Below are 26286 nucleotides of genomic sequence, written 5' to 3'. Positions count from 1 at the left end.
CGAGGCCCGGTACAATCCGGGCCTTGTTGTCTCTATGTAACTGGACAGGATCACTATGCCGGCTTCATTCGTTCATCTACGCCTGCACACTGAATACTCGCTGGTCGACGGGCTGGTGCGGATCAAGCCGCTGGTCAAGGCGCTGACCGCCATGAACATGCCGGCGGTCGCGGTCACCGACCAGAACAACATGTGTTCCCTGGTCAAATTCTATAAAAACACCATGGGCGCCGGCATCAAGCCGATCTGCGGCGCCGACCTGTGGCTGTCGAACAAAGATCCGGACGCGCCGCTGAGCCGGCTCAGCCTGTTGGTGATGAACGCCAAGGGCTATCGCAACCTCACCGAGTTGATCTCGCGCGGCTTCATCGAAGGTCAGCGCAACGGCATGATCATCATCGAGCGTGAGTGGGTCGCTGAAGCCAACGAAGGCCTGATCATGCTGTCCGCCGCCAAAGAAGGTGAGATCGGCATGGCCCTGATCAGTGGCAACCCGGCTGAAGCCGAGGCCCTGACGCGCGAGTGGATGACGGTGTTCCCGGATCGCTTCTACCTGGAAATCCAGCGCACCAACCGTCCCAACGATGAAGAACAACTGCACGGCGCCGTGGCGCTGGCCGACAAACTCGGCGCGCCGCTGGTGGCGAGCAACGATGTGCGCTTCATCAAGCAGGAAGACTTCGCCGCCCACGAAACCCGCGTGTGCATTGGTGAGGGCCGCGCCCTCGACGACCCGCGTCGTTCGAAGAATTACAGCGATCAGCAATACCTGAAAAGCGCCGAGGAGATGATCGAGCTGTTCAGCGATATTCCCGACGCGATTGAAAACACCGTCGAGATCGCCAAGCGCTGCAACATCGACGTGAAACTGGGCACGCACTTCCTGCCCAACTTCCCGATCCCCGATGGCATGACCATCGACGAATATTTCCGCAAAGTCTCCTTCGACGGTCTCGAAGAACGATTGGCGGTGCTGCTGCCCAAGGACACCACCGAAGACTACGAAGCCAAGCGTCAGGTCTATGTCGATCGCTTGAATTTCGAGCTGGATATCATCATCCAGATGGGCTTCCCCGGTTACTTCCTGATCGTTATGGACTTTATCCAGTGGGCCAAGAGTAACGGCGTGCCGGTAGGCCCTGGCCGTGGTTCGGGTGCCGGTTCGCTGGTGGCCTACGTGCAGAAGATCACCGACCTCGATCCGCTGGAATACGATCTGCTGTTCGAACGTTTCCTTAACCCGGAACGGGTCTCGATGCCCGACTTCGACGTCGACTTCTGCATGGACGGTCGTGACCGCGTGATCGACTACGTGGCCGAGAAATACGGGCGCAACGCGGTAAGCCAGATCATCACTTTCGGTTCCATGGCCGCCAAGGCTGTGGTGCGCGACGTGGCGCGGGTGCAGGGCAAGTCCTACGGTTTGGCGGATCGTCTGTCGAAGATGATTCCGTTCGAAGTCGGCATGACCCTGGAAAAAGCCTACGAGCAGGAAGAAATCCTCCGTGACTTCATCAAGGTCGATGAAGAGGCCGCCGAAATCTGGGAGATGGCGCGCAAGCTCGAAGGCGTGGTGCGTAACGTCGGTAAACACGCCGGTGGTGTGGTTATCGCGCCGACCAAGCTGACTGACTTCTCGCCGATCTATTGCGACGAGGCCGGTGACGGTCTGGTAACCCAGTTCGACAAGGACGACGTTGAAGCCGCCGGTCTGGTGAAGTTCGACTTCCTCGGTCTGCGGACGCTGACGGTCATCGACTGGGCGCTGAAGACCATCAACCGCGACCGCGCCAAGGTCGACGAGCCGCCGCTGGACATCGCGTTCATTCCGCTCGACGACAAACCGACTTACACGCTGTTGCAAAAAGCTGAAACCACCGCGGTGTTCCAGCTTGAGTCGCGAGGCATGAAAGAGCTGATCAAAAAGCTCAAGCCCGACTGCCTGGAAGACTTGATCGCACTGGTGGCCCTGTTCCGTCCGGGCCCGTTGCAGTCCGGCATGGTTGATGACTTTATCAACCGTAAGCACGGTCGCGCCGAGCTGGCGTATCCGCACTCCGACTATCAATACGAAGGCCTCAAGCCGGTATTGGCACCGACCTACGGCATCATCCTGTATCAGGAACAGGTGATGCAGATTGCCCAGGTCATGGCCGGTTACACCCTCGGTGGTGCGGACATGCTCCGTCGGGCCATGGGTAAGAAAAAACCCGAAGAGATGGCCAAGCAGCGCGGCGGTTTTATTGAAGGTTGCAAGACCAACAATATCGAAGCCGACCTCGCCGGTAACATTTTCGACCTGGTGGAAAAATTCGCCGGTTACGGTTTCAACAAGTCTCACTCGGCTGCTTACGGTCTGGTTTCGTACCAGACGGCCTGGCTGAAGACCCACTACCCGGCGCCGTTCATGGCTGCGGTACTGTCGGCGGACATGCACAACACCGACAAGGTCGTGACCTTGATCGAAGAAATTCGCACCATGAAGCTGCGTCTCGACGCGCCGGATGTGAATACTTCGGAGTTCAAGTTCACGGTGAACGACGAAGGCCGCATCATTTATGGCCTCGGCGCGATCAAGGGTGTGGGCGAGGGGCCGGTCGAGGCGATCACTGAGGCGCGCGCGGACGGGCCGTTCAAGGATCTGTTCGATTTCTGCGCCCGCGTCGACCTCAAACGCATCAACAAGCGCACCCTCGACGGTTTGATCCGCAGCGGGGCGCTGGATCGTCTCGGCCCGTTCTTCCATGAAGAGCAAAAGGCTTATCAGGCCAACATCGACCGCAACCGTGCGGTGCTGTTGGCCGCGATGGAAGAGGCGATCAAGTCCGCTGAGCAGACGGCGCGCACTCACGACAGCGGCCACGCCGACCTGTTTGGCGGCTTGTTCGTCGAGGAAGACGCCGACGTTTACGCGGTGCATCGCAAAGCCAAAGAGCTGACCCTCAAGGAACGCCTCAAGGGTGAAAAAGACACCCTGGGCCTGTACCTGACCGGTCACCCGATCGACGAATACGAAGGTGAGATCCGCCGTTTCGCCCGTCAGCGCATCATTGACCTGAAACCGGCGCGTGACACGCAGACCGTGGCCGGGATGATCATTGCCCTGCGCGTGATGAAGAACAAAAAGGGCGACAAGATGGGCTTCATCACCCTCGACGACCGTTCGGGGCGGATCGAGGCGTCGCTGTTCGCCGATGCGTTCCACTCCGCGCAGTCGCTGTTGCAGACCGACGCGATGGTGGTGGTTGAAGGCGAGGTCAGCAACGATGACTTCTCCGGCGGCCTGCGCCTGCGGGTCAAGCGAGTGATGAGCATGGAAGATGCGCGCACCAACCTTGCCGAGAGCCTGCGCCTGAAGCTGCAAACCCAGGATCTGAAAGGCGATCAGCTACGCTGGTTGGGTGATTTGCTCAAGCGCCATCGCGGCGCGTGCCCGGTGACCATGGAGTACACCAGCCCCGATGCGAAGACCTTGCTGCAGTTTGGCGAGACGTGGCGGATCGACCCGGCGGATGCCTTGATTCAGGCTCTGCGTGACCAGTTCGGGCGAGACAACGTCTTCCTCCAATACCGTTGACCGGCGAGTGCCATCATTGCACTTGCCCGAAACCTGAATTTTTAATCTCGACCTCAGCGCGCCTCTCCCTTAAGGTAGGGCGCGAATAGACAACCGGCCGGCCCAAGCTTATTTGGGACTCGACCCAAGACGGACGCCTATGAACCCGAATTTTCTAGATTTCGAACAGCCGATCGCCGACCTGCAAGCCAAGATCGAAGAGTTGCGCTTGGTCGGTAATGACAATTCGCTGAATATCGGCGATGAGATCTCCCGCCTGCAGGACAAGAGCAAAACGCTGACCGAAGACATTTTCGGCAAGCTGACCAGCTGGCAGATCGCACGCCTGGCGCGTCACCCGAAACGCCCGTACACCCTCGACTACATCGAGCACATCTTCACCGAGTTCGACGAGCTGCACGGCGACCGTCACTTCTCTGACGACGCCGCCATCGTTGGCGGTATCGCTCGTCTGGAAGACCAGCCGGTGATGATCATCGGTCACCAGAAAGGCCGCGAAGTGCGCGAGAAGGTTCGCCGCAACTTCGGCATGCCGCGTCCGGAAGGCTACCGCAAGGCGTGCCGTCTGATGGAGATGGCCGAGCGTTTCAAAATGCCGATCCTGACCTTCATCGACACCCCGGGCGCTTACCCTGGGATCGACGCTGAAGAGCGCAACCAGAGTGAAGCGATCGCCTGGAACCTGCGTGTGATGTCGCGCCTGAAAACCCCGATCATCGCCACCGTTATCGGTGAAGGTGGTTCCGGCGGTGCACTGGCGATTGGCGTTTGCGATCAGTTGAACATGCTGCAGTACTCGACCTACGCGGTGATCTCGCCGGAAGGTTGTGCATCGATTCTGTGGAAAACCGCCGAAAAAGCGCCGGATGCTGCTGAAGCGATGGGCATCACCGCTGAGCGTCTGAAAGGCCTGGGCATTGTCGACAAGGTGATTGGCGAGCCTCTGGGCGGCGCGCACCGTGATCCGGCGACTGCCGCTGCTTCGATCCGTGCCGAGCTGAGTTCGCAACTGGCGATGCTGAAGAAGTTCGATAACGAAGCGCTGTTGAAGCGCCGTTATGATCGACTGATGAGCTACGGCCTCTAAGTCGAACGCAATACCCCTGTAGGAGTGAGCCTGCTCGCGATGAGGGCGTAACATTCAACCAATGTGTTGGCTGTCACACCGCTATCGCGAGCAGGCTCACTCCTACATTTGTTTTGGGGCAAAGAGTTGAATATGCGCCAGTCCATGATTGATTTGCCGTCCCGGCTGTTGCTGAACCTTGAGCCCTGGCGCAATGCCGCTCATTGGCGTATCGCCTTCTCTGGTGGTCTCGACTCCACCGTCCTGCTGCATCTGCTGGCCTCTCTGGCAAAATCCGAATCCCTCCCGCCGCTAAGCGCTGTCCATATCCATCACGGCCTCCAGGCTGCGGCTGATGCGTGGCCGCAACATTGCCAAGCCATTTGCAATGCGTTGGGTGTTCCGTTGCTGATCGAGCGGGTTACGGTGCAACCGGGTGCGAGTCTGGAGCGAGCAGCACGGGATGCGCGTTACGCGGTGTTCAGTGCGCTGACGCAGACCAATGATGTGTTGCTGACCGGGCAGCATCGCGATGATCAGGCGGAGACGCTGTTATTTCGCCTGTTGCGCGGCGCCGGTGTACGCGGATTGTCCGCGATGCCGGCGCAGCGGCCGGTGGGGCAGGGCACGCTGGTTCGGCCGCTGCTGGACATCTCCCGCGCCGAACTGGAGGCGTACGCACAGGCTCATCAATTAACCTGGATCGAAGACCCGTCCAATCAGGATCGGCAATTCTCTCGCAACTATCTGCGCCATCAAGTCATGCCGCTGCTGACCGGGCGCTGGCCGCAAGCGCAGGCGAGCATGGCCCGCAGCGCGGCGCATCTGCGTGAGGCGCAGGGGCTGCTCGATGAACTCGCGCAGATCGATCTGGCGCAGGCGAACACCCCGCACGATTTCCAATGGCTGGGTTTGCCGTCGCTGGAACTGGCGCCACTCGCCGCACTGTCCGCCGCGCGCCAACGCAACGCGATCAGTCATTGGCTCGAAGCCTTCACCCAACTGCCGGATAGCGACCATTGGTCGGGTTGGACGGATCTGTGCGAAGCGGCTTCCGATGCTTCGCCTATCTGGCGTCTGGCCAATGGCGAACTGCATCGCAGCGCCGGACGTGTGTGGTGGCTCAGCGGCCACTGGTTGCGCACGCCGATGATCGGCGCCGACTGGCAAGCGCCGTCGTCAACGCTACGCTTGGCCGATAACGGCCGTGTCATGTTCGCTGGGCATACTCCTTGCGGATCATTGCGCATCGCCTATCGTCAGGGCGGCGAAGTGATGCATTTGGCGGATCGCGGTCATCGTGATCTCAAACGCCTGCTCAATGAGCGCGCGGTACCGGGTTTTGTGCGTGGCAGATTGCCGCTGCTGTTTCGCGGCGACGAATTGCTCGCGGTGGCAAACCTGCCGGGGCTTGATGGCAATGGGCAGGACGGCTGGAAATTGCATTGGCAGCCAACAGGCGAAGATCTGGGTTTGAGCTGAAAGGAGCATTCCGGTAGACTACGCTCCCTTCTTGATACAACTTCTGTGGATTCGCCTGAATTGCAGGAGTTGCCGATTACCAAGCAGTCTTTGCTGGGCGATTCCAAAAAATGTGTAGCGAGCAACGTACCGGTGTTTCATCTGCCGGTCTGTCCCAACGCGGCGGTTTTTTTGAAAGGTGCACTGTGATTAATGCAGGTGATCGGGGGCTTCGGCCTTCCTTCGCTTCCCCCGGCGGCTCGGACCGCTTTAACGCAGACTTCTAGGGTTTTTCATGACGCGCTACATATTCGTCACGGGCGGTGTTGTTTCTTCTTTGGGGAAAGGCATTGCATCGGCTTCATTGGCAGCCATCCTGGAGGCGCGGGGACTTAAGGTCACCATGCTGAAGCTGGATCCGTACATCAACGTTGACCCGGGCACCATGAGCCCGTTCCAGCACGGCGAAGTGTTCGTCACCCACGACGGCGCCGAGACCGACCTGGATCTGGGCCACTACGAGCGGTTCATCCGCACGACCATGACCCAGAACAACAACTTCACCACTGGCCGTGTTTACGAACACGTGCTGCGCAAAGAGCGCCGTGGTGATTACCTGGGTGCAACCATCCAGGTGATTCCGCACATCACCGACGAAATCAAGCGCCGCATCATCAAGGGTGCTGGCGACGCTGACGTGGCGATGGTTGAAATCGGTGGCACCGTCGGTGACATCGAGTCGCAACCGTTCCTCGAAGCGATCCGCCAACTGCGTTTCGAAGTCGGCGCCAAGCGCGCGATGCTGATGCACCTGACTTTGGTGCCGTACATCGCCACTGCCGGCGAGACCAAAACCAAGCCAACCCAGCACTCGGTGAAAGAACTGCGTTCGATCGGCCTGCAGCCAGACGTACTGGTGTGCCGTTCCGATCACCCGATCGACATCTCGTCGCGTCGCAAGATCGCTCAGTTCACCAACGTTGAAGAACGTGCGGTGATCGCGCTGGAAGACGCCGATACCATCTACAAGATCCCGGGCATCCTGCACTCGCAGGGTCTGGACGATTTCGTCGTTGAGCGTTTCGGTCTGCAGTGCGGCAGCGCTGATCTGTCCGAGTGGGAAGCGGTGGTTGACGCCAAGCTGAACCCGGAACACGAAGTGACCATCGCCATGGTCGGCAAGTACATGGAGCTGCTGGACGCCTACAAGTCGCTGATCGAAGCGATGAGTCATGCCGGCATCAGCAACCGCACCAAGGTCAACCTGCGTTACATCGATTCCGAAGACATCGAAAACCAGGGCACTGCGCTGCTCGAAGGTGTCGACGCGATCCTCGTACCGGGCGGCTTCGGTCTGCGCGGCGTGGAAGGCAAGATCACCGCCGTTCAGTACGCTCGTGAGAACAAGGTTCCGTACCTGGGCATCTGCCTCGGCATGCAAGTGGCGGTCATCGAGTTCGCCCGTAACGTGATGGGCTGGAAAGACGCCAACTCCACCGAGTTCGACCGCGCCAGCGGCCACCCGGTTGTGGGTCTGATCACCGAATGGGAAGACGCGACCGGCGCTGTTGAAGTGCGTACCGAAGCGTCCGATCTGGGCGGCACCATGCGCCTCGGCGCTCAGGAATGCCTGCTTGAAGCCGGCTCCAAGGTGCACGACTGCTACGCCAAGGATGTGATCGTCGAGCGTCACCGTCACCGTTACGAAGTGAACAACAAGCTGCTGCCACAACTGATCGAAGCCGGCCTGAAAATCTCCGGTCGCTCGGCTGACGCAGCGCTGGTTGAAGTGGTAGAGGCGGCCGATCACCCATGGTTCGTTGCTTGCCAGTTCCACCCAGAGTTCACCTCGACACCACGCGATGGCCACCCGCTGTTCAGCGGTTTCGTCAAAGCAGCGTTGGCTCAACACCAGAAGAAGGCGTAACCCGATGGCACAGAAGATCATCCGCGTCGGCGACATCGAGATTGCCAACGACAAACCCATGGTGCTGTTCGGCGGCATGAACGTGCTGGAAAGCCGTGACATGGCCATGCAGGTTTGCGAAGAGTACGTAAAGGTCACCGAAAAACTCGGTATCCCTTACGTGTTCAAGGCCAGTTTCGACAAGGCCAACCGGTCTTCTGTGCATTCGTATCGTGGCCCTGGCCTGGAAGAGGGCATGCGCATCTTCCAGGACATCAAACAAGCCTTCGGCGTACCGATCATCACCGACGTCCACGAGCCTGATCAGGCCGCGGTCGTCGCTGAGGTCTGCGACATCATTCAACTGCCGGCCTTCCTGTCGCGCCAGACCGATCTGGTCGTCGCGATGGCCAAGACCAACGCAGTGATCAATATCAAGAAAGCCCAGTTCCTCGCGCCTCAGGAAATGAAACACATCCTGAGCAAGTGCGTGGAAGCGGGTAACGACCAACTGATCCTCTGCGAGCGTGGTTCGAGCTTCGGCTACAACAACCTCGTGGTCGACATGCTCGGCTTCGGCATCATGAAGCAGTTCGAGTACCCGGTTTTCTTCGACGTGACCCACGCGCTGCAAATGCCTGGCGGTCGTTCCGACTCCGCTGGCGGTCGCCGTGCGCAGGTGCTGGATCTGGCCAAGGCCGGCATGAGCCAGTCGCTGGCGGGTCTGTTCCTCGAAGCGCATCCTGATCCGGACAACGCCAAATGCGACGGCCCTTGCGCCTTGCGTCTGGACAAACTGGAGCCATTTCTGGCCCAGCTCAAAGCTTTGGACGAACTGGTGAAGAGTTTTCCGACGGTAGAAACCGCGTAACACTCAATTCTCCGGTAAAGTACCGCACGATTTGTCGCACATGCCCTCGGGCATGTGCGTTGTCGTCTGCAAGCTGCCCGCTGCACACCACTTGCCGACGGTAAAAAGATTTCCTCTAGCTGCGTCGTTTTCGTCAACTTTGGAGTGTTTACAACAATGGCAAAAATCGTCGACATCAAAGGTCGTGAAGTTCTCGACTCCCGTGGCAATCCCACCGTGGAAGCGGATGTGCTTCTCGACAACGGCATCATCGGCAGCGCTTGCGCGCCGTCCGGTGCATCCACTGGCTCGCGTGAAGCGCTCGAGCTGCGTGATGGCGACAAGAGCCGTTATCTGGGCAAAGGCGTACTGAAAGCAGTCGCCAACATCAACGGCCCGATCCGCGATCTGCTGCTGGGCACCGACCCAAGCGACCAGAAAGCGCTGGATCACGCGATGATCAAGCTCGACGGTACCGAAAACAAAGCGACCCTGGGCGCCAACGCCATCCTCGCCGTGTCCCTGGCTGCGGCCAAGGCTGCTGCACAGGATCAGGATCTGCCGTTGTACGCACACATCGCCAACCTCAACGGCACTCCGGGTGTTTACTCGATGCCGGTGCCGATGATGAACATCATCAACGGTGGCGAGCACGCCGATAACAACGTCGACATCCAGGAATTCATGGTACAGCCGGTTGGCGCCAAGTCTTTCTCGGAAGGTCTGCGCATGGGCACCGAGATTTTCCATCACTTGAAAGCCGTGCTGAAGGCCCGTGGCCTGAGCACTGCCGTTGGCGACGAAGGCGGTTTCGCACCGAACCTGGCCTCGAACGAAGACGCGCTGAAAGTTATCTCCGAAGCGGTGGCCAACGCCGGTTACAAGCTGGGCACTGACGTGACCCTGGCGCTGGACTGCGCGGCGAGCGAATTCTACGAAGACGGCAAGTACAACCTGTCCGGCGAAGGCCAGGTGTTCACCGCTGAAGGTTTCGCTGATTACCTGAAGGGCCTGACCGAACGTTATCCGATCATCTCGATCGAAGACGGTCTGGACGAGTCCGACTGGGCTGGCTGGAAAATCCTCACCGACAAGATCGGCGAGAAGGTGCAACTGGTGGGCGACGACCTGTTCGTGACCAACACCAAGATCCTGAAAGAGGGCATCGATAAAAACATCGCCAACTCGATCCTGATCAAGTTCAACCAGATCGGCACCCTGACCGAAACGCTGGAAGCCATCCAGATGGCCAAGGCTGCCGGTTACACTGCTGTGATCTCGCACCGTTCGGGCGAAACCGAAGATTCGACCATCGCCGACCTGGCTGTGGGCACCTCGGCTGGCCAGATCAAAACCGGTTCGCTGTGCCGTTCCGACCGTGTTTCCAAGTACAACCAACTGCTGCGTATCGAAGAGCAGTTGAATGGCAAAGCCAAGTACAACGGTCGCTCCGAGTTTCGCGGTTAAGCCGTAGATGGTAAAAAGACACCGGATTGTGTCGGAAAAGTCGTGACAGCGATGGATTTGCCACTAATCTGATGCCTTATATGCACAAGCCTGGATCTTCCAGGCTTCGTGCTATCAGATGCTTCAAAGTTTTGGCATGGCTGTCTTTTTTCACTGGATACCTGATATTCGATGCGCAGTCCCTACTGGTTGTTTCTCGTTTTGCTCTTGCTGCTGGCCGGTCTGCAGTACCGCCTGTGGGTGGGCAATGGCAGTCTGGCGCAAGTCGCCGAGCTGAATCAGCAGATTGCTGATCAACACGCCGAGAACGAAGCCCTGCTGGAGCGCAATCGGGTGATGGACGCTGAAGTCAGCGAGCTGAAGAAAGGCATGGAGACCGTTGAAGAACGTGCTCGCCATGAGTTGGGCATGGTCAAGGACGGCGAAACCCTCTACCAGTTGGCCCAATGATCAATTCCCTGCCGGCCTTCTGGGCCGTGATTCCTGCCGCGGGCGTCGGTGCCCGAATGGCCGCGGATCGTCCCAAGCAATACCTGCAACTGGGCGGACGCACAATTCTCGAACACAGCCTCGGCTGTTTCCTCGATCACCCAAGCCTGCAAGGGTTGGTGGTCAGTCTTGCTGTTGATGATCCTTACTGGCCGAACTTGGCGTGCGCAAGCGACTCGCGAATTCAGCGGGTTGACGGCGGGGCCGAGCGATCGGCTTCGGTGCTCAATGCCTTGCTGCACTTGCATGCGCAGGGTGCCGATGATGACGATTGGGTGCTGGTGCACGATGCGGCGCGGCCGAATCTGAGTCGCGATGATCTCGACAAGTTACTTGCTGAACTGATGGATGACCCGGTCGGCGGTTTGCTCGCCGTGCCGGCACGCGACACGTTGAAGCGGGTCGACAAGCACGGTCGTGTGCTTGAAACCGTCGATCGCAGTGTGATCTGGCAGGCGTATACGCCGCAGATGTTTCGTCTTGGGGCGTTGCATCGGGCGTTGGCGGACAGTCTGGTCGCGGATGCCGTGATCACTGACGAAGCGTCAGCGATGGAGTGGGCGGGGCTGAAACCGCGACTGATCGAAGGGCGCGCGGATAACCTCAAGGTGACGCGGCCGGAAGATCTGGAGTGGTTGCGGCAGCGTTGGGCGAATCGCCGCTGAGTGTTGTGGCGTTTGTCAGATTGCCTTCGCGAGCAAGCCCGCTCCCACATTTGACCGTGTTCGACAGGTAACTGCGATCAAATGTGGGAGCGGGCTTGCTCGCGAAAGCGATAGCCCAAGCGACGCATAACTCAGCTCCGATATTCCGGCCGCTCAGCCAATCCCTCCTTCAAAAAATCCACCAACTTGCGCACCTTCGGCGACAAATGCCGCTGCTGTGGATAAAGCGCCCACACCGCCGTATTCGGCGGCTGATGCGCCTCCAGCAGCGAAATCAACGCGCCATTGTGCAGGTGCTCCAGCACGTAATAATCCGGCAACTGACACAACCCGACGCCCTGCAACGCCGCGTCCAGCACCGCTTGCCCACTGTTGCAGCGCCAGTTTCCCTGCACCCGCTGAGAAAATTCCCGCCCGTTCTGTTCCAGTTGCCAAATGTCCGAACTGCCGATCAGGCAATTATGCCGACTCAATTCCGACAAACTGTGTGGGCGTCCATACCGTTCCAGGTAGGACGGTGACGCACACAGGTACATGCGCCGAGGTGCCAGTCGTGCCGCGACCAATCGCGAGTCCTGTAACCGACCCAGCCGAATCGCCAGATCCAGCCCTTCATGCACCAGATCAAGTTGGCGATTGCTCAGCTCGATATCGATGCGCAACTGCGGATACAGCCCCATAAACCGTGTCACCAGCGGCACGATAAAGCGTTCGCCGTACGCTACCGCGCAGGTCATGCGCAGCATGCCTTTCGGTTCGCTGGTCAGGTCGCCAACCGCGCGCAATGCTTCCTCGCGGCCATCCTGCAAACGTTGGCAATGCTGGAGGAACGTCTGCCCGGCCTCGGTCAGCGTCACCCGGCGGGTACTGCGATAGAGCAGACGCGTCTGCAAACGCTCTTCCAGTCGTACGATTTGTCGACTGACGTGGGAGGAAGAAACCCCAAGGCGTTCGGCCGCAGCGGTGAATTGGCTGCACTCGGCGACGGCGACGAACTCGTCGATGCCTTCCCAGCGGTTCTCGGACATTGGATTATCCCTGTACGGCAATAATATTTTGCATTTGTCCGGATTATTCATCAGCCAGCGCTGAACTACACTCGCTGTCTGGTTTTTTTATTCATTGGATTCACTGGAGAGTCAGCATGATCAAGTCGCGCGCCGCCGTTGCCTTCGAGGCCAAAAAGCCGCTGGAAATCGTAGAAGTCGATGTCGCCATGCCCAAGGCCGGTGAAGTATTGCTGCGCGTCGTCGCTTCCGGTGTCTGCCACACTGACGCCTATACCCTGTCCGGCGCTGATCCGGAAGGCATCTTCCCGTCGATCCTTGGCCACGAAGGTGGCGCCATCGTTGAAGCCATCGGCGAGGGCGTGACCTCGGTTGCCGTTGGCGATCACGTGATTCCGCTGTACACCCCGGAATGCGGTCAGTGCAAATTCTGTAAGTCGGGCAAGACCAACCTGTGTCAGGCGATTCGCGCAACTCAGGGCAAAGGTCTGATGCCGGACGGCACTTCGCGCTTTTCCTACAAGGGCGAAACGATTTTCCACTACATGGGTACTTCGACATTCTCGGAATACACCGTATTGCCGGAGATCTCCGTAGCAAAAATTTCTAAAGATGCACCGCTGGAAAAGGTCTGCCTGCTCGGTTGCGGCGTTACCACCGGCATTGGCGCAGTGCTCAACACTGCCAAGGTGAAACCGGGTGACACCGTGGCCATCTTCGGTCTGGGCGGTATTGGTCTGTCTGCGGTGATCGGCGCTGTGAAAGCCAAGGCTGCGCGCATCATCGCCATTGACATCAACCCGGCCAAGTTCGAGATCGCCAAGCAACTCGGTGCCACTGATTGCGTGAACCCGAAAGACTTCGATCGTCCGATTCAGGAAGTGATCGTCGACATGACCGATGGCGGCGTCGACTTCTCCTTCGAATGCATCGGCAACGTGCAACTGATGCGCGCCGCGCTTGAGTGCTGCCACAAAGGTTGGGGCGAATCCGTCATCATCGGCGTGGCCGGTGCCGGCCAGGAAATCGCCACCCGTCCATTCCAGTTGGTGACCGGTCGCGTCTGGCGCGGTTCGGCATTTGGCGGCGTGCGCGGCCGTACCGAGTTGCCAAGCTATGTTGACATGGCGCAAAGCGGCGAGATCCCGCTGGATACGTTCATCACCCACACCATGGGCCTGGAAGACATCAACAAAGCGTTCGACCTGATGCACGAAGGCAAGAGCATCCGTACCGTCATTCATTTCTGATCAATCGCCGGGATATGGCGACACGTCGTGAAGGCGTGTTGCCGTGACCGCGTAGGAGTCTTTACATGAGCCTGGAAAACATCTCCTGTCAGAAAAGTTTTGGCGGCTGGCACAAGCGTTACCGCCATCGCTCCGATGTGCTCGGTTGCGACATGGTGTTCGCCGTGTACCTGCCGCCGCAAGCGGAGCAGGGCGGCAAATTGCCGGTGCTGTACTGGCTGTCCGGCCTGACCTGCACCGACGAGAACTTTATGCACAAGGCCGGCGCCCAGCGCATGGCCGCTGAGCTTGGTCTGATCATCGTCGCGCCCGACACCAGTCCGCGTGGCCCGGATGTGCCGGGCGATCCGGATGGCGCCTGGGATTTCGGTCTCGGTGCCGGCTTCTATCTGAATGCCACGCAGGAGCCGTGGTCGCGTCACTATCGGATGCATGACTATGTCGTGCAGGAATTGCCTTCACTGGTTGAAGCGCATTTCCCCGCGTCGGATAAACGCAGCATCAGCGGCCACTCCATGGGCGGCCACGGTGCGTTGGTTTGTGCGTTGCGCAACCCGGGACGTTACCAATCGGTGTCAGCCTTTTCGCCGATCAATAACCCGATGGATTGCCCGTGGGGGCAGAAAGCATTCTCGCGTTATCTGGGCGAGGATCGTTCGAAATGGAAAGAGTGGGATGCCTGCGCACTGATCGCTGAAGCGGATGAACAATTGCCGCTGCTGGTTGATCAAGGTGATCGCGACGACTTTCTTGAAAAACAGCTGAAACCCGAAGCCCTGCAACAAGCGGCAAAACAAGTGGGCCATCCGCTGACATTGCGTCTGCAACCGGGCTACGACCACAGCTATTTCTTCATCGCGAGCTTCATTGACGACCACTTGCAACATCATGCACGCGCCCTCAAGGGCTAATGCGGGTAGAATCACGCCCTGACAAAAATCGGGGCGTTTTTTTTATGCGTATTGGCCACGGCTATGATGTGCATCGTTTCGCTGACGGCGATTTCATTACTCTGGGCGGCGTGCGCATTGCACACAGCTTCGGGCTGCTCGCTCATTCCGACGGTGACGTCCTGCTGCACGCCTTGAGCGATGCCTTGCTCGGTGCTGCGGCGCTGGGTGATATCGGCAAACACTTCCCGGACACCGACCCGCAATTCAAGGGCGCCGACAGCCGCGCGCTGCTGCGTCATGTGGTCGCGCTGATCCACGCCAGAGGCTGGAAGGTCGGCAACGTCGACAACACCATCGTTGCCCAGGCACCGAAAATGGCCCCGCATATCGAATCGATGCGCGCGCTGATCGCGGCGGATCTTCAAGTTGAGTTGGATCAAGTGAACGTGAAAGCTACCACCACCGAAAAGCTTGGCTTTGTCGGTCGCGAAGAAGGCATCGCCGTGCACTCCGTTGCCTTGTTGCTGCGCGCATGAATGAACTGCAACTGCTCGGCCCGCGTGCCTATGGCGAACCCCTCGGCACGGCGGTACTGAAAGCCATCGCTGAAGATTTTCAGGTTGATGAAGTCCTCGACATCCCGTTCAGCGGCGACGGTGAACACCTGTGGATCTGGGTCGAAAAACGTGGCCTCAACACTGAAGAAGCTGCACGGCGTATTGCCAAGGCTGCCGGCGTGCCGTTGCGCACCGTCAGCTATGCCGGCCTCAAGGATCGGCAGGCGCTGACCCGTCAGTGGTTCAGCGTGCAATTGCCGGGCAAGGCTGATCCGGATCTCTCGGCGGCGGAAAACGACACGCTGAAGATCCTCAAGACCACGCGCCACAAGCGCAAGCTGCAACGCGGCGCACACTCGGCCAATGGTTTCACCTTGCGCCTGACCCAGTTCGCTGGCGACAAAGACGCGATCGAACAACGTTTGCAACTGATCGCCCAGCAAGGCATTCCCAATTATTTCGGCGCCCAGCGTTTCGGCCATGACGGCGGTAACGTTGTTGATGCGCGTGGGTGGGCGGCGCGCAAAGCCTTGCCGGAGCAGCGCAACGTGCGTTCGCGACTTCTGTCGACGGCGCGTAGTTTTCTGTTCAATCAGGTGTTGGCGGCGCGTGTGGCCGATGGCACCTGGCAGCAAGCGCAAGTCGGTGATCTGCTCGCGTTTACCGACAGTCGCAGCTTTTTCCCCGCCGGTGAAGCTGAATGCAGCGACCCGCGTCTGGCGATTCTCGATCTGCATCCGACCGGCCCGCAGTGGGGCGAAGGTGACTCGCCGACCGCAGGCGTTGTCCATGAACTGGAGCAGGGGATTGCCGCGCGCGAAGCGGAGCTGCGCGATTGGTTGATTCACGCCGGCATGAGCCACGAGCGTCGCATCCTGCGGCTGCCCATTGGCGGGTTGACGTGGCATTATCCCCAGCCTGACATTCTGCAACTGGAATTCGTCCTCCCGGCCGGATGCTTTGCCACCGTATTGGTGCGCGAGCTCGTTGATCTGGTGCCGGTGGGGCAGACGGACAGCCCATGCGTATTCTGATTTCTAACGACGATGGGGTAACCGCACCCGGTCTCGCCGCGCTTTATGCTGCGCTGGCGGATTACACCGAATGCGTGGTTATCGCCCCGGAGCAGGACAAAAGCGGCGCCAGCAGTTCGCTGACGCTCGACCGTCCGTTGCACCCGCAATACCTGGCCAACGGTTTTATCAGCCTCAACGGCACACCGACCGACTGCGTGCACCTGGGCCTCAATGGCTTGCTGGAACGCCAGCCGGACATGGTCGTGTCGGGGATCAATCTCGGCGCCAATCTGGGCGACGATGTGCTGTATTCCGGAACCGTGGCAGCGGCCCTTGAAGGGCGCTTCCTCGAACGTCCGTCGTTCGCTTTTTCGCTGGTCTCGCGTCAGGTGGATAATCTGCCGACAGCGGCGTACTTCGCGCGCAAACTGGTCGAGGCCCACGCCGGGCTCGATCTGCCGCCGCGCACGGTGCTCAACGTGAACATTCCCAACCTGCCAATCGATCACATTCGCGGCATTCAGCTGACCCGTCTCGGCCATCGCGCTCGGGCGGCGGCGCCGATGAAAGTGGTCGATCCGCGTGGCAAGGCCGGTTACTGGATTGCTGCCGCCGGCGACGCCGAAGACGGCGGCCCGGGCACAGACTTCCATGCGGTGATGCAGGGCTACGTTTCCATCACCCCGTTGCAGCTTGATCGCACCTTCAACGATGCCTTCAGAAGTCTCGACGGCTGGCTGGAGGGACTGCGCTGATGGCTCGCGAACACGACGACAGACTGCGCAGCGGCATCGGCATGACTTCCCAGCGCACGCGGGAACGCCTGATCCAGCGTCTGTATGAAGAAGGCGTGTCGAACGCCAAGGTACTCGAAGTGATTCGCCGTACGCCGCGTCATCTGTTCGTCGATGAAGCGCTGGCGCATCGCGCATACGAAGACACGGCACTGCCGATTGGCCACAACCAGACCATTTCCCAGCCTTATATGGTGGCGCGCATGAGCGAGCTGCTGCTCGAGGCCGGGCCGCTGGATAAAGTGATGGAGATCGGCACCGGTTCCGGTTACCAGACGGCGGTGTTGTCGCAACTGGTTGAGCGAGTTTTTTCGGTTGAGCGGATCAAGGTTTTGCAGGATCGGGCCAAGGAACGTCTGGTCGAGCTGAACCTGCGCAATGTGGTGTTTCGTTGGGGCGATGGCTGGGAAGGCTGGCCGGCTCTGGCGCCGTACAACGGCATTATCGTAACCGCCGTGGCCACCGATGTGCCGCAAGCCTTGCTGGATCAATTGGCCCCGGGCGGGCGCATGGTGATTCCGGTTGGCTCCGGCGAAGTTCAGCAATTGCTGTTGATCGTGCGTGAAGAAAACGGTTTTTCCCGTCACGTTCTGGGGGCGGTGCGCTTCGTTCCATTGCTCAACGGGCCGTTGGCCTGAGCATTTGTTCGCTGCTGTTGAATTCCTTTCAACGGCTCCGGTCTTACACCGGCGATAGCGGATTAAACGTAGCGTATTGCCAGCTGGCAAACGTGTGCGCGAAGCGATTTCGCTTCATTAAGGGTAAAGCCGAATCTGCCCGTTATACTTGCGACAGTTCATGCCGAAATCCGGCATTCCAAATTTTTCAGCCACCACAAAGGGAGCGGCGGGTGAGTCTCACAGTCATTGCGCAGCGTATGGGTAACACGAGCTTTCAGCGCCTGGTGACTGGCCTTGTCTTGAGCACCTTGCTGGTCGGTTGCTCCAGCACCAAATCGAGCAACGTGAGTGTCGTCGATCGCAACAAGGCGGTCGCCCAGCGTCCGACAGTGACGACCGGGCAGTACGTAGTCCGTCCGGGCGATACGATGTTTTCGATCGCTTTTCGCTACGGCTGGGACTACAAAGCCCTCGCCGCCCGGAACAATATTCCTACGCCGTATACGATCCATCCGGGTCAGACAATTCGCTTTGACGGGCGCACCGGTTCAACGTCGAGCGCGGTGGTAAGTAACTCGAGTTCTTCGCCTTCTTCGTCGAGCAAAACCACGGTAATCCGGCGCCAGGCGAATGGCACGACGACCACCACAACCACCGGTTCTACGGGCGCTGCACCGTCCGTCGCGAATAAGCAAATCCCCGCTCCGATGCCTCCTGCAGGCCCGGCCCCGACCGGCTGGGGATGGCCATCTAATGGCATTCTCATTGGAAAATTCTCTTCAAACGGTAGTTTGAATAAAGGAATTGATATCGCCGGGGATTTGGGACAGCCTGTTTTAGCTGCGTCTGATGGGACGGTGGTTTACGCCGGGAGTGGCTTAAGGGGCTACGGCGAATTAGTCATCATCAAACACAGCGAAACCTACGTCAGTGCTTACGGTCACAACCGCAGGCTGTTGGTTCGGGAGGGTCAGCAGGTCAAGGTCGGACAGACAATTGCCGAAATGGGGTCAACGGGTACAGACCGGGTGAAACTGCATTTTGAGATTCGCCGCCAAGGTAAACCTGTAGATCCACTGCAGTTCCTGCCACGACGTTGATTTGTCATCCAGCCTGTTCCGTCGCGTAGAGGGGACAGGCTCCAGCGTTGCCAAGGATAAAGGCGTCGCTTGAGCTTGGGGTCGAACTCACCAAAGGACTATAACAATGGCTCTCAGTAAAGAAGTGCCGGAGTTTGACATCGACGATGAGGTTCTCCTTATGGAGGCCGGCATCGATTCGGATTCTTCGATGTCGAATGATGAAGGGGCTGCACCGCCTTCCGTTCGTTCCAAATCCAGACAATCTGCGACACTCAAACAGCATAAGTACATCGACTACACGCGGGCACTCGATGCTACGCAGCTGTATCTCAACGAAATCGGCTTTTCCCCATTGCTCTCTCCGGAAGAAGAAGTTCATTTTGCGCGCTTGTCGCAAAGTGGCGACCCTGCCGGACGCAAGCGCATGATCGAAAGTAACCTGCGGCTGGTGGTTAAAATCGCCCGGCGTTACGTCAATCGGGGCCTGTCGCTGCTGGATCTGATCGAAGAGGGCAACCTCGGACTGATCCGCGCGGTGGAAAAGTTCGACCCCGAGCGCGGCTTCCGCTTCTCGACCTACGCCACCTGGTGGATTCGTCAAACCATCGAGCGCGCCATCATGAATCAGACCCGGACCATCCGGTTGCCGATTCATGTGGTCAAGGAGCTCAACGTGTACCTGCGGGCTGCACGCGAGCTGACGCAAAAACTCGACCACGAACCTTCACCCGAAGAAATCGCCAACCTTCTGGAAAAACCGGTGGGCGAGGTCAAGCGCATGCTCGGCCTCAACGAACGGGTTTCTTCGGTCGACGTCTCGCTGGGTCCGGATTCGGATAAAACCCTGCTGGACACCCTGACGGATGATCGTCCGACCGATCCATGCGAACTGCTGCAGGATGACGACCTGTCGCAGAGCATCGATCAATGGCTCTCGGAACTGACCGACAAGCAGCGCGAGGTGGTGATTCGCCGCTTCGGCCTGCGCGGCCACGAGAGCAGCACGCTGGAAGATGTAGGCCTGGAGATCGGCCTGACGCGCGAGCGGGTGCGGCAGATCCAGGTAGAGGGCCTTAAGCGCCTTCGCGAAATCCTTGAGAAGAATGGCCTGTCGAGCGAGTCGCTGTTCCAGTAAGCGCCTCACACGACCGCCCGCAAAAAGCCCCGACTGGTTCGGGGCTTTTTGTTGCCTGCAACTTTTGATGTTGTTGCTGTTGCTGTTGCTGTTGCTGTTGCTGTTGCTGTTGCTGTTGCTGTTGCTGTTGCTGTTGCTGTTGCTGTTGCTGTTGCTGTTGCTGTTGCTGTTGCTGTTGCTTTTGTAGGAGCTGCCGAAGGCTGCGATCTTTCGATTCTGCTTTTTAAAATCAAGGTCAAAAGATCGCAGCCTTCGGCAGCTCCTACAGGGGGAGGGTTTGTAGTGTGCTGCTGTAAGCCTTGGCTTACTCTTTCGTAGGTGTTCGTTATTTTTACAGTTCGGCAGACGCCCATTCAGTCAGTCGACGATCACTAACCTGCTGACTAATAAGCTTATTTTGAAATATGAAGCGGTTATGACAAACGCTTTCGGCACCGAAGGCCGATTGCCCCCGCCGCAGAACCCTCTAGTATTCAGGTTGTGTCGACGGACAGACACACCCTTCAAGGAAGAAGGGAATGGACATCGCAGGATGCGATTCATCAGGACGATGAAAAGGAATACAGGGATTAGGGAAAAAATGTGGGCGGGTCAAACCGCCCCTTTTTTTGTCCGCAGAAAAGTAAAACCCGGAAAAACAAAAAGGCCCGCAAGGGGCCTTTTATTCGAGCGCGTGACAGATCAGCGTTCGAGGTCTTTGATCTTGCCTTTGACGCCATCCCACTCTTCGGCATCCGGCAGCGATTCTTTCTTCTCGGTGATGTTTGGCCAGATTTCAGCCAGATCAACGTTGAGCTGGATGAACTCCTGCATCTCTTCCGGAACTTCGTCCTCGGAGAAAATGGCCACGGCCGGGCATTCTGGTTCGCACAGGGCGCAGTCGATGCACTCATCCGGGTGAATCACCAGGAAGTTCGGGCCTTCGTAAAAGCAGTCCACCGGACAGACTTCTACGCAGTCGGTGTACTTGCACTTGATGCAGTTGTCGGTGACGACGAAGGTCATTTCTAATTTTCTCCTCAGGCGGCGGCAGCGTTGCCCCTTCACGGTTGGGGTCGCCAGGTTCGGGAGCGATACCTGCTGGCCAGGCTATTAGCCAGCAGCATCCCAAACCGCGCGAGATTCTAACAGCTTGAAGCCGTTTGCGTTATATCCGCTTCTTCAGTGCTTATATCCGGTTCTTCAGGGCATAGAGCATTTCGAGCGCACGGCGTGGTGTCAGGTCGTCCAGATCCAGTTTAGCCAGCTCATCGAGAACCGGGTGCGGCAGGCTGGCAAACATATCGCTTTGCTGCGGCGTCGCCGGTTTGCCCTTGGCCGCCGGTTTCGGCGCTTCATGGGGCAACGCGGTTTCTTCCAGTCGGCTCAGGTGCTCGCGGGCACGCACGATCACTTCGCTTGGCACACCGGCCAATTGCGCCACCGCGAGGCCGTAGCTCTGGCTGGCAGGCCCCGGCAGCACGTGGTGCAGGAAGACGATGCGTTCGTTGTGCTCGGTCGCATTGAGGTGAACGTTGGCCACCAACGGCTCAGCTTCCGGCAGCACGGTCAGTTCAAAGTAGTGAGTGGCGAACAGCGTGTACGCGCGTAGATGCGCCAGACGCTCAGCCGCCGCCCATGCCAGCGACAGGCCGTCGAAGGTGCTGGTGCCGCGACCGACTTCGTCCATCAGCACCAGACTGCGTTCGGTGGCGTTGTGCAGAATGTTGGCGGTTTCGCTCATCTCGACCATGAAGGTCGAACGGCCACCGGCGAGGTCATCGCTGGAGCCGATCCGGGTGAAGATGCGGTCGACCAGCGACAGTTCGCAGCTGGCCGCCGGCACGAAGCTGCCAATGTGCGCCAACAGCACGATCAAGGCGGTTTGACGCATGTAAGTGGATTTACCGCCCATGTTCGGGCCGGTGATCACCAGCATGCGCGTGTTGTCATCGAGGCTCAGGTCGTTGGCCACGAACGGCGTGGTCAGCACTTGCTCGACCACCGGGTGACGACCCTGAGTAATGCGCATGCACGGTTCGCTGACGAAACGCGGGCAGTTCAGATCAAGGTTCAGCGCACGCTCGGCGAGGTTGCTCAGCACGTCCAGTTCGGACAGGGAAGCAGCGGTGTCCTGCAACGGTGGCAATTGGCTGATCAAGTCTTCCAGCAACGCTTCGTAGAGCATTTTCTCGCGGGCGAGGGCGCGGCTCTTGGCCGACAGCGCCTTGTCTTCAAACTCTTTCAGCTCAGGCGTGATGAAACGCTCGGCGCCTTTCAGGGTTTGCCGGCGAATGTAATCCGCTGGCGCCGACTCGGCCTGCTTGCTCGGCAATTCGATGAAGTAGCCGTGAATGCGGTTGTAGCCGACTTTCAGGTGGCTCAGGCCGGTACGGGCCTTCTCGCGGGCTTCCAGATCAATAAGGAACTGGCCGGCGTTTTCGCTCAGCGATTGCAGCTCGTCGAGTTCGCTGTCGTAACCGGTTTTCAACACGCCGCCGTCACGGATTACCGCCGGCGGGTTGTCGATGATGGCTTTGGCCAGCAGCGCCGCCAGTTCCGGGTAAGTGCTGGTGGTGGTCGCCAGACCTTGCAGGTGCGGCGCTTCCAGATCAGTCATCGCCACTTGCAGCTCAGGCAGGGCGCCGAGGGCGTCGCGCAGGCGGGCCAGGTCACGAGGACGGGCATTGCGCAGGCCGATTCGCGCAAGAATCCGCTCGATGTCGCCAATTTCCTTGAGCTGTGGCTGCAGCTTTTCGAAACGGTAGCGATCGAGCAGGCAAGTGATCGAGGTCTGGCGCGCCAGCAACACGGTCAGGTCGCGCAAGGGACGGTTCAACCAACGCGTCAGCAGACGGCTGCCCATTGCGGTCTGGCAACGATCAACCACCGATTGCAAAGTGTTGTCGCGGCCACCGGCCAGGTTAGTGTCGAGCTCGAGGTTGCGACGGCTCGCGCCGTCGAGCACCACGGTGTCATCGAGACGTTCGTGACGCAGGCTGCGCAAATGGGGCAGGGCGGTGCGCTGGGTTTCTTTGGCGTAGGCCAGCAGGCAACCGGCAGCGCCGATGGCCAGCGTCAGATTCTCGCAACCGAAGCCTTTCAGATCCTGAGTGGAAAACTGTTGGCAGAGACTTTTCAGCGCCGAATCGCGCTCAAAATCCCACGGCGCACGACGGCTGACGCCACGGCGTTTTTCCGCTGGCAGATCGCGTGGCCAGTCATCCGGGATCAGCAATTCAACCGGGTTGACGCGCTCCAGTTCCGCCAGCAGGTTTTCCCAACCCTTGATTTCCAGCACGCTGAAGTTGCCGCTGGTGATGTCCAGCACGGCCAGACCAAACAGACGCTCGTCTCCCAACAGCGCGGCGATCAGGTTGTCACGGCGCTCATCGAGCAGCGCCTCGTCGCTGACCGTACCCGGCGTGAGAATCCGCACGACCTGACGATCAACCGGACCCTTGCTGGTCGCCGGGTCGCCGACCTGCTCGCAAATCACCACGGATTCGCCGAGCTTGACCAGTTTCGCCAGATAACCTTCCGCCGCGTGGTAAGGAATTCCACACATCGGAATCGCCTGCCCCGCCGACTGCCCGCGCGCGGTCAGGGTGATGTCGAGCAACTTGGCAGCCTTCTTCGCGTCTTCGTAGAAGATCTCGTAGAAGTCGCCCATGCGGTAGAACATCAGCTGATCCGGGTGCTGATTCTTCAGCCGCCAGTATTGCTGCATCATCGGAGTGTGGGAGGACAGATCTGAAATTGCTTTATTCATCAGAGGTTTAGCTATACCGAGAAAATGTGTCGGGGCAGAGGTGCTGGCCCCTGAGTTGATTCAGTGGGCGGAGTATGAAGTTTTTTTGAGGTGGATGCAGCAACGCGCCGCCGCTCGGGTTGGCATTGTGTCCTATAGTGCCGAAAAGCTATCGAATCATCGGAGTTCGTGGGTTGAAGGTCAGTTGAGGAAGCGGCGTGGAACAGTCTGAAGGCATCGGCTCGGGATCGTCATCGAGCGATTGTTACTACGATGCAGAAAAAATGACCCTCACTCGGGCGCAGCAGTCGGTCATTCTGGGCAGTAATGAGAGTGATCTGTTGCTGGCGTTGATTGCCGGGGTGACGGACAAGGAGCAGCTGATTTCGCGGGTCTGGGGCGAGCGCGGGCTGGTGATTTCCGACAGCAGTTATTACAAGACGCTGCACATGCTGCGCACGCATTTTGCTGATGTCGGTTTGCCGCGTGACAGCCTCAAGACGTTGCCGCGCCGGGGCGTTGTGCTGTTGTGTGAGATCCGTTTGATCAGCGCAGAGGTGCCTGAATCCGCACCGGCAGCGCCGGCGGTCATCTCGGTGACGAAGCCGCGGCGCCGCTACTGGCGTTTTCTGCTGCCTGCATTGGTTGTACCGGCTATCGCGCTTCCTTTGTTTTACGCCTACCTGATGTTTAAAAAACCAGCCGACCTGGAAGAGTGGAAACTCATCTGGCAAGACGGTGATGCGCAGTTGTACGTGGAAGAAAGTGAAAAGATGTCCAAGGACGAAATTGTAAAAGCACTCGGCGAGTTTGAACCGCCCATTGTGTTATCCGACATAAATTATTATGTAAGAAAGCCGCTCTCCCAGTTATTGATCAAGTGCGTCAAGCCTGAAAGTAAAGGGGAGGCCATATGCGTGAATTACCAGCTCGTTGGAAAAAAATAATCGCATTGATGGCAATCGCCTCTGTGTTGATTTTCGGTGGACTGGTGGTCAGGTATTACTACGTGATAAATCGTGATATTCCACGTGCACCGTGTTTTGCCTCTATCGACTTCGTCCATACCCATGATCACAAAGTTCGCTGGCATGGTGTCGGTGATATGACGATTGATCCAAAGGAAGGCGCTCTCTATGTGTATTACGTAGTGAAAACGCCAGAGGGGAAAGTTTTTACCTATGATCGAAAGTTCGACATTGCCCTGACGCATCTGGACACTTCAAGGTTCCTGTTCAAAACCCGTTCAGTAGTGAAATTCGACGCAGATACCGCTGGAGATGAGCTGCCGTTTATGGAACGAGGTTTTCAAGGCGGTATGGTCACGTTCAATTACTTCTCCGATGCCGAGTACTACTACAACATCAACAACCTGATCAATGGTGTCTGTCACGTTCCTCGCTGACTCAGCCCCCGGCGCGACTAAGTAAGACTGAGTAAGACGCCAGTAAGGCCACGACAGCCCCACATTGTTAATGTCATTCCCCGTAGGAGCTGCCGAAGGCTGCGATCTTTTGATCTTGCTTAAGAAGATCAGGATCAACAGATCGCAGCCTTCGGCAGCTCCTACAAAGGAAGCGATTCAAGCCAACAGCCTCTGCGACGGCACCGAAGAGTCCGCGCAGTTCGGCTGTTTTTATTGCCTTGAAGAATGTGACGATGTTTAGAGTGTTGAGGGGTTTTATACATGCTCTGGTTTTGCGTGCGCAGTAGTTGTGGCGTTCAGGCTCCAGTCTGGAAACGATCAATTGCGATAAATAGACAAGGCACTGTGTTTGTTGCGGCGGCGGTGGGTGGGAAAGAAAAAGAGGTAAGTATTTCCACACTGTCAGAACGGATCCCGGTATTGCTGTGTTTTGATCATGTTTATGTGCCGATGGCGTGGATGGTTGAACACTTTCCGATGTGCAAGGCACGTTGTCGCGACATGGTCATGGCAGCATTAACTGCGATACAAAGAAACTTGAATTGTCGCGATGCCTGGTCTCGCGTCAGTTATCTCCGTGGGCATTATGGCGAGAGAAGTTACTTGGGGTATGCCTCATGAAACTGAGTCTTTTCTGCAGTCTGTCCCTCGCAGTCAGCGGCGTATTTATCATTGAAAACTCATTCGCCGACTCGCGACAAGGTTGCGCCGAGCGCCGCGCTGAAATTATCCGCCAAATAGACCGTGCAGAAGCGGCGGATAACGTTTATCGCCAGGCCGGACTTGAGCAGGCGCTGGCCAATGTCGAGCGTTATTGCCGAGAGCCCTCTGCCGAGGATGATCATTCAAGAGCGATTCGCAAGGCCGAAGCCGAAGTGCGGCGCCGACAAAACCATCTGAAAGCAGCGCGTCAGTACGGCGATGTGAAAGTCATCAAGAAGCATGAAGCCAGGCTCGAACGCGCCGAGGAAAAATTGCAGCGGCTTGTGGATGAATAACAGCCGCCGTTGTGAACGATGTATGTGGCAATGCCCTCAGGAAACCTTCAAATGAAAACCGCAGTGATCTTCGCTTCAATCTTTACCTCAGCCATTTTGCTCACCGGCTGCACCGCCACCGATTGGGTACACGCCGCCGGTGGCATCATGGGCGCCAAAGACGATTACGACAAAAAGGCGCGCAATGATCGGATCAAACGCGCCAACGCGGCGGCTCGACGCGTTAAACCTTGATTTATGCATTTTTTATGCGCCTTTTATGCAATTCGGCATTTGTCTTGAGGTAAAACTTCAAGC

23 protein-coding genes are annotated in these 26286 nt (G+C 58.3%); 20 read left to right on the top strand and 3 right to left on the bottom strand.

The annotated features are described in order from the left end of the window. The first annotated feature begins 55 nt into the window (after positions 1–55). The 8 genes from dnaE to ispD all read left to right on the top strand — a co-directional run bounded on the left by dnaE (position 56) and on the right by ispD (position 11481). Positions 56–3577, top strand: coding sequence for a DNA polymerase III subunit alpha (gene dnaE / locus KFS80_RS16395; RefSeq protein ID WP_159813099.1), 3522 nt, complete (start codon positions 56–58; stop codon positions 3575–3577). 139 nt (positions 3578–3716) lie between these two features. Continuing rightward, positions 3717–4664 (top strand): acetyl-CoA carboxylase carboxyltransferase subunit alpha, encoded by a 948-nt coding sequence (locus KFS80_RS16390; RefSeq protein ID WP_053117644.1) that lies wholly within the window; start codon positions 3717–3719, stop codon positions 4662–4664. Positions 4665–4796: 132 nt separating this feature from the next. Then, the gene (gene tilS, locus KFS80_RS16385) at positions 4797–6125 is read left to right on the top strand and encodes a tRNA lysidine(34) synthetase TilS (protein WP_212545334.1); all 1329 of its coding nucleotides are present in this window, start codon (positions 4797–4799) and stop codon (positions 6123–6125) included. A 274-nt stretch (positions 6126–6399) separates the two neighbouring features. Further along, a complete protein-coding gene (locus KFS80_RS16380; RefSeq protein WP_053117648.1) occupies positions 6400–8031 on the top strand; it encodes a CTP synthase in 1632 nt (543 codons plus the stop codon). A 4-nt stretch (positions 8032–8035) separates the two neighbouring features. Beyond that, positions 8036–8881, top strand: coding sequence for a 3-deoxy-8-phosphooctulonate synthase (kdsA, locus tag KFS80_RS16375; protein ID WP_008081720.1), 846 nt, complete (start codon positions 8036–8038; stop codon positions 8879–8881). A 156-nt stretch (positions 8882–9037) separates the two neighbouring features. Further along, entirely contained in the window at positions 9038–10327 is a 1290-nt protein-coding gene (eno, locus tag KFS80_RS16370; protein WP_007908839.1) for a phosphopyruvate hydratase, read from the top strand. A 171-nt stretch (positions 10328–10498) separates the two neighbouring features. After that, complete coding sequence (ftsB, locus tag KFS80_RS16365) at positions 10499–10777, top strand: cell division protein FtsB (RefSeq protein ID WP_003222158.1); 279 nt, start codon at positions 10499–10501, stop codon at positions 10775–10777. Beyond that, positions 10774–11481, top strand: coding sequence for a 2-C-methyl-D-erythritol 4-phosphate cytidylyltransferase (ispD, locus tag KFS80_RS16360; RefSeq protein ID WP_053117650.1), 708 nt, complete (start codon positions 10774–10776; stop codon positions 11479–11481). The genes ftsB and ispD overlap by 4 nt, the downstream gene beginning before the upstream one ends. Positions 11482–11612: 131 nt before the next feature. Here ispD and KFS80_RS16355 read toward each other — a convergent pair whose 3' ends face one another. Beyond that, on the bottom strand, positions 11613–12509 hold the full coding sequence (locus tag KFS80_RS16355) for a LysR family transcriptional regulator (RefSeq protein ID WP_212545333.1): 897 nt from the start codon (positions 12507–12509) through the stop codon (positions 11613–11615). 116 nt (positions 12510–12625) lie between these two features. Between KFS80_RS16355 and KFS80_RS16350 the strand changes: the two genes are divergently transcribed. From KFS80_RS16350 to rpoS, 8 genes are all read left to right on the top strand, one after another. Next, entirely contained in the window at positions 12626–13738 is a 1113-nt protein-coding gene (locus KFS80_RS16350) for an S-(hydroxymethyl)glutathione dehydrogenase/class III alcohol dehydrogenase (RefSeq protein ID WP_007908835.1), read from the top strand. 65 nt (positions 13739–13803) lie between these two features. Next, complete coding sequence (gene fghA / locus KFS80_RS16345; RefSeq protein ID WP_212545332.1) at positions 13804–14649, top strand: S-formylglutathione hydrolase; 846 nt, start codon at positions 13804–13806, stop codon at positions 14647–14649. A 44-nt stretch (positions 14650–14693) separates the two neighbouring features. Beyond that, a complete protein-coding gene (gene ispF / locus KFS80_RS16340) occupies positions 14694–15167 on the top strand; it encodes a 2-C-methyl-D-erythritol 2,4-cyclodiphosphate synthase (protein ID WP_212545331.1) in 474 nt (157 codons plus the stop codon). Further along, positions 15164–16222, top strand: coding sequence for a tRNA pseudouridine(13) synthase TruD (gene truD / locus KFS80_RS16335; RefSeq protein WP_212545330.1), 1059 nt, complete (start codon positions 15164–15166; stop codon positions 16220–16222). Before ispF ends, truD begins: the two co-directional genes overlap by 4 nt. After that, positions 16210–16959 (top strand): 5'/3'-nucleotidase SurE, encoded by a 750-nt coding sequence (gene surE, locus KFS80_RS16330; RefSeq protein WP_008081730.1) that lies wholly within the window; start codon positions 16210–16212, stop codon positions 16957–16959. Before truD ends, surE begins: the two co-directional genes overlap by 13 nt. Positions 16960–17000: 41 nt before the next feature. Continuing rightward, complete coding sequence (locus KFS80_RS16325) at positions 17001–17636, top strand: protein-L-isoaspartate(D-aspartate) O-methyltransferase (protein ID WP_172680082.1); 636 nt, start codon at positions 17001–17003, stop codon at positions 17634–17636. Positions 17637–17848: 212 nt separating this feature from the next. Then, entirely contained in the window at positions 17849–18718 is an 870-nt protein-coding gene (locus tag KFS80_RS16320; RefSeq protein ID WP_212545329.1) for a peptidoglycan DD-metalloendopeptidase family protein, read from the top strand. A 190-nt stretch (positions 18719–18908) separates the two neighbouring features. Beyond that, a complete protein-coding gene (gene rpoS / locus KFS80_RS16315; protein WP_371925982.1) occupies positions 18909–19835 on the top strand; it encodes an RNA polymerase sigma factor RpoS in 927 nt (308 codons plus the stop codon). A gap of 681 nt (positions 19836–20516) precedes the next feature. Here rpoS and fdxA read toward each other — a convergent pair. Both fdxA and mutS read right to left on the bottom strand, forming a co-directional pair. Then, positions 20517–20840: a ferredoxin FdxA gene (gene fdxA, locus KFS80_RS16310; RefSeq protein WP_008077096.1), complete on the bottom strand. Its 324-nt coding sequence runs from the start codon at positions 20838–20840 to the stop codon at positions 20517–20519. Between the two features lie 163 nt (positions 20841–21003). Beyond that, a complete protein-coding gene (gene mutS / locus KFS80_RS16305) occupies positions 21004–23574 on the bottom strand; it encodes a DNA mismatch repair protein MutS (protein ID WP_212545350.1) in 2571 nt (856 codons plus the stop codon). 209 nt (positions 23575–23783) lie between these two features. On the opposite strand from mutS, the gene KFS80_RS16300 reads away from it, so the two are divergent. From KFS80_RS16300 to KFS80_RS16285, 4 genes are all read left to right on the top strand, one after another. After that, entirely contained in the window at positions 23784–24512 is a 729-nt protein-coding gene (locus tag KFS80_RS16300) for a winged helix-turn-helix domain-containing protein (protein ID WP_212545328.1), read from the top strand. Continuing rightward, positions 24479–24970, top strand: a complete 492-nt coding sequence (locus KFS80_RS16295; protein WP_212545327.1) for a hypothetical protein — start codon at positions 24479–24481, stop codon at positions 24968–24970. The genes KFS80_RS16300 and KFS80_RS16295 overlap by 34 nt, the downstream gene beginning before the upstream one ends. Positions 24971–25608: 638 nt before the next feature. After that, positions 25609–25989 (top strand): DUF1090 domain-containing protein, encoded by a 381-nt coding sequence (locus KFS80_RS16290; protein WP_212545326.1) that lies wholly within the window; start codon positions 25609–25611, stop codon positions 25987–25989. 51 nt (positions 25990–26040) lie between these two features. Continuing rightward, the gene (locus KFS80_RS16285) at positions 26041–26223 is read left to right on the top strand and encodes a hypothetical protein (protein ID WP_212545325.1); all 183 of its coding nucleotides are present in this window, start codon (positions 26041–26043) and stop codon (positions 26221–26223) included. Positions 26224–26286: the final 63 nt, after the last annotated feature.

This window comes from Pseudomonas rustica (genome assembly GCF_018336155.1).
GTDB lineage: Bacteria > Pseudomonadota > Gammaproteobacteria > Pseudomonadales > Pseudomonadaceae > Aquipseudomonas > Aquipseudomonas rustica.
Note: the sequence above shows the minus strand (reverse complement) of the source record. Positions and strands in the feature narration are given on the sequence as shown.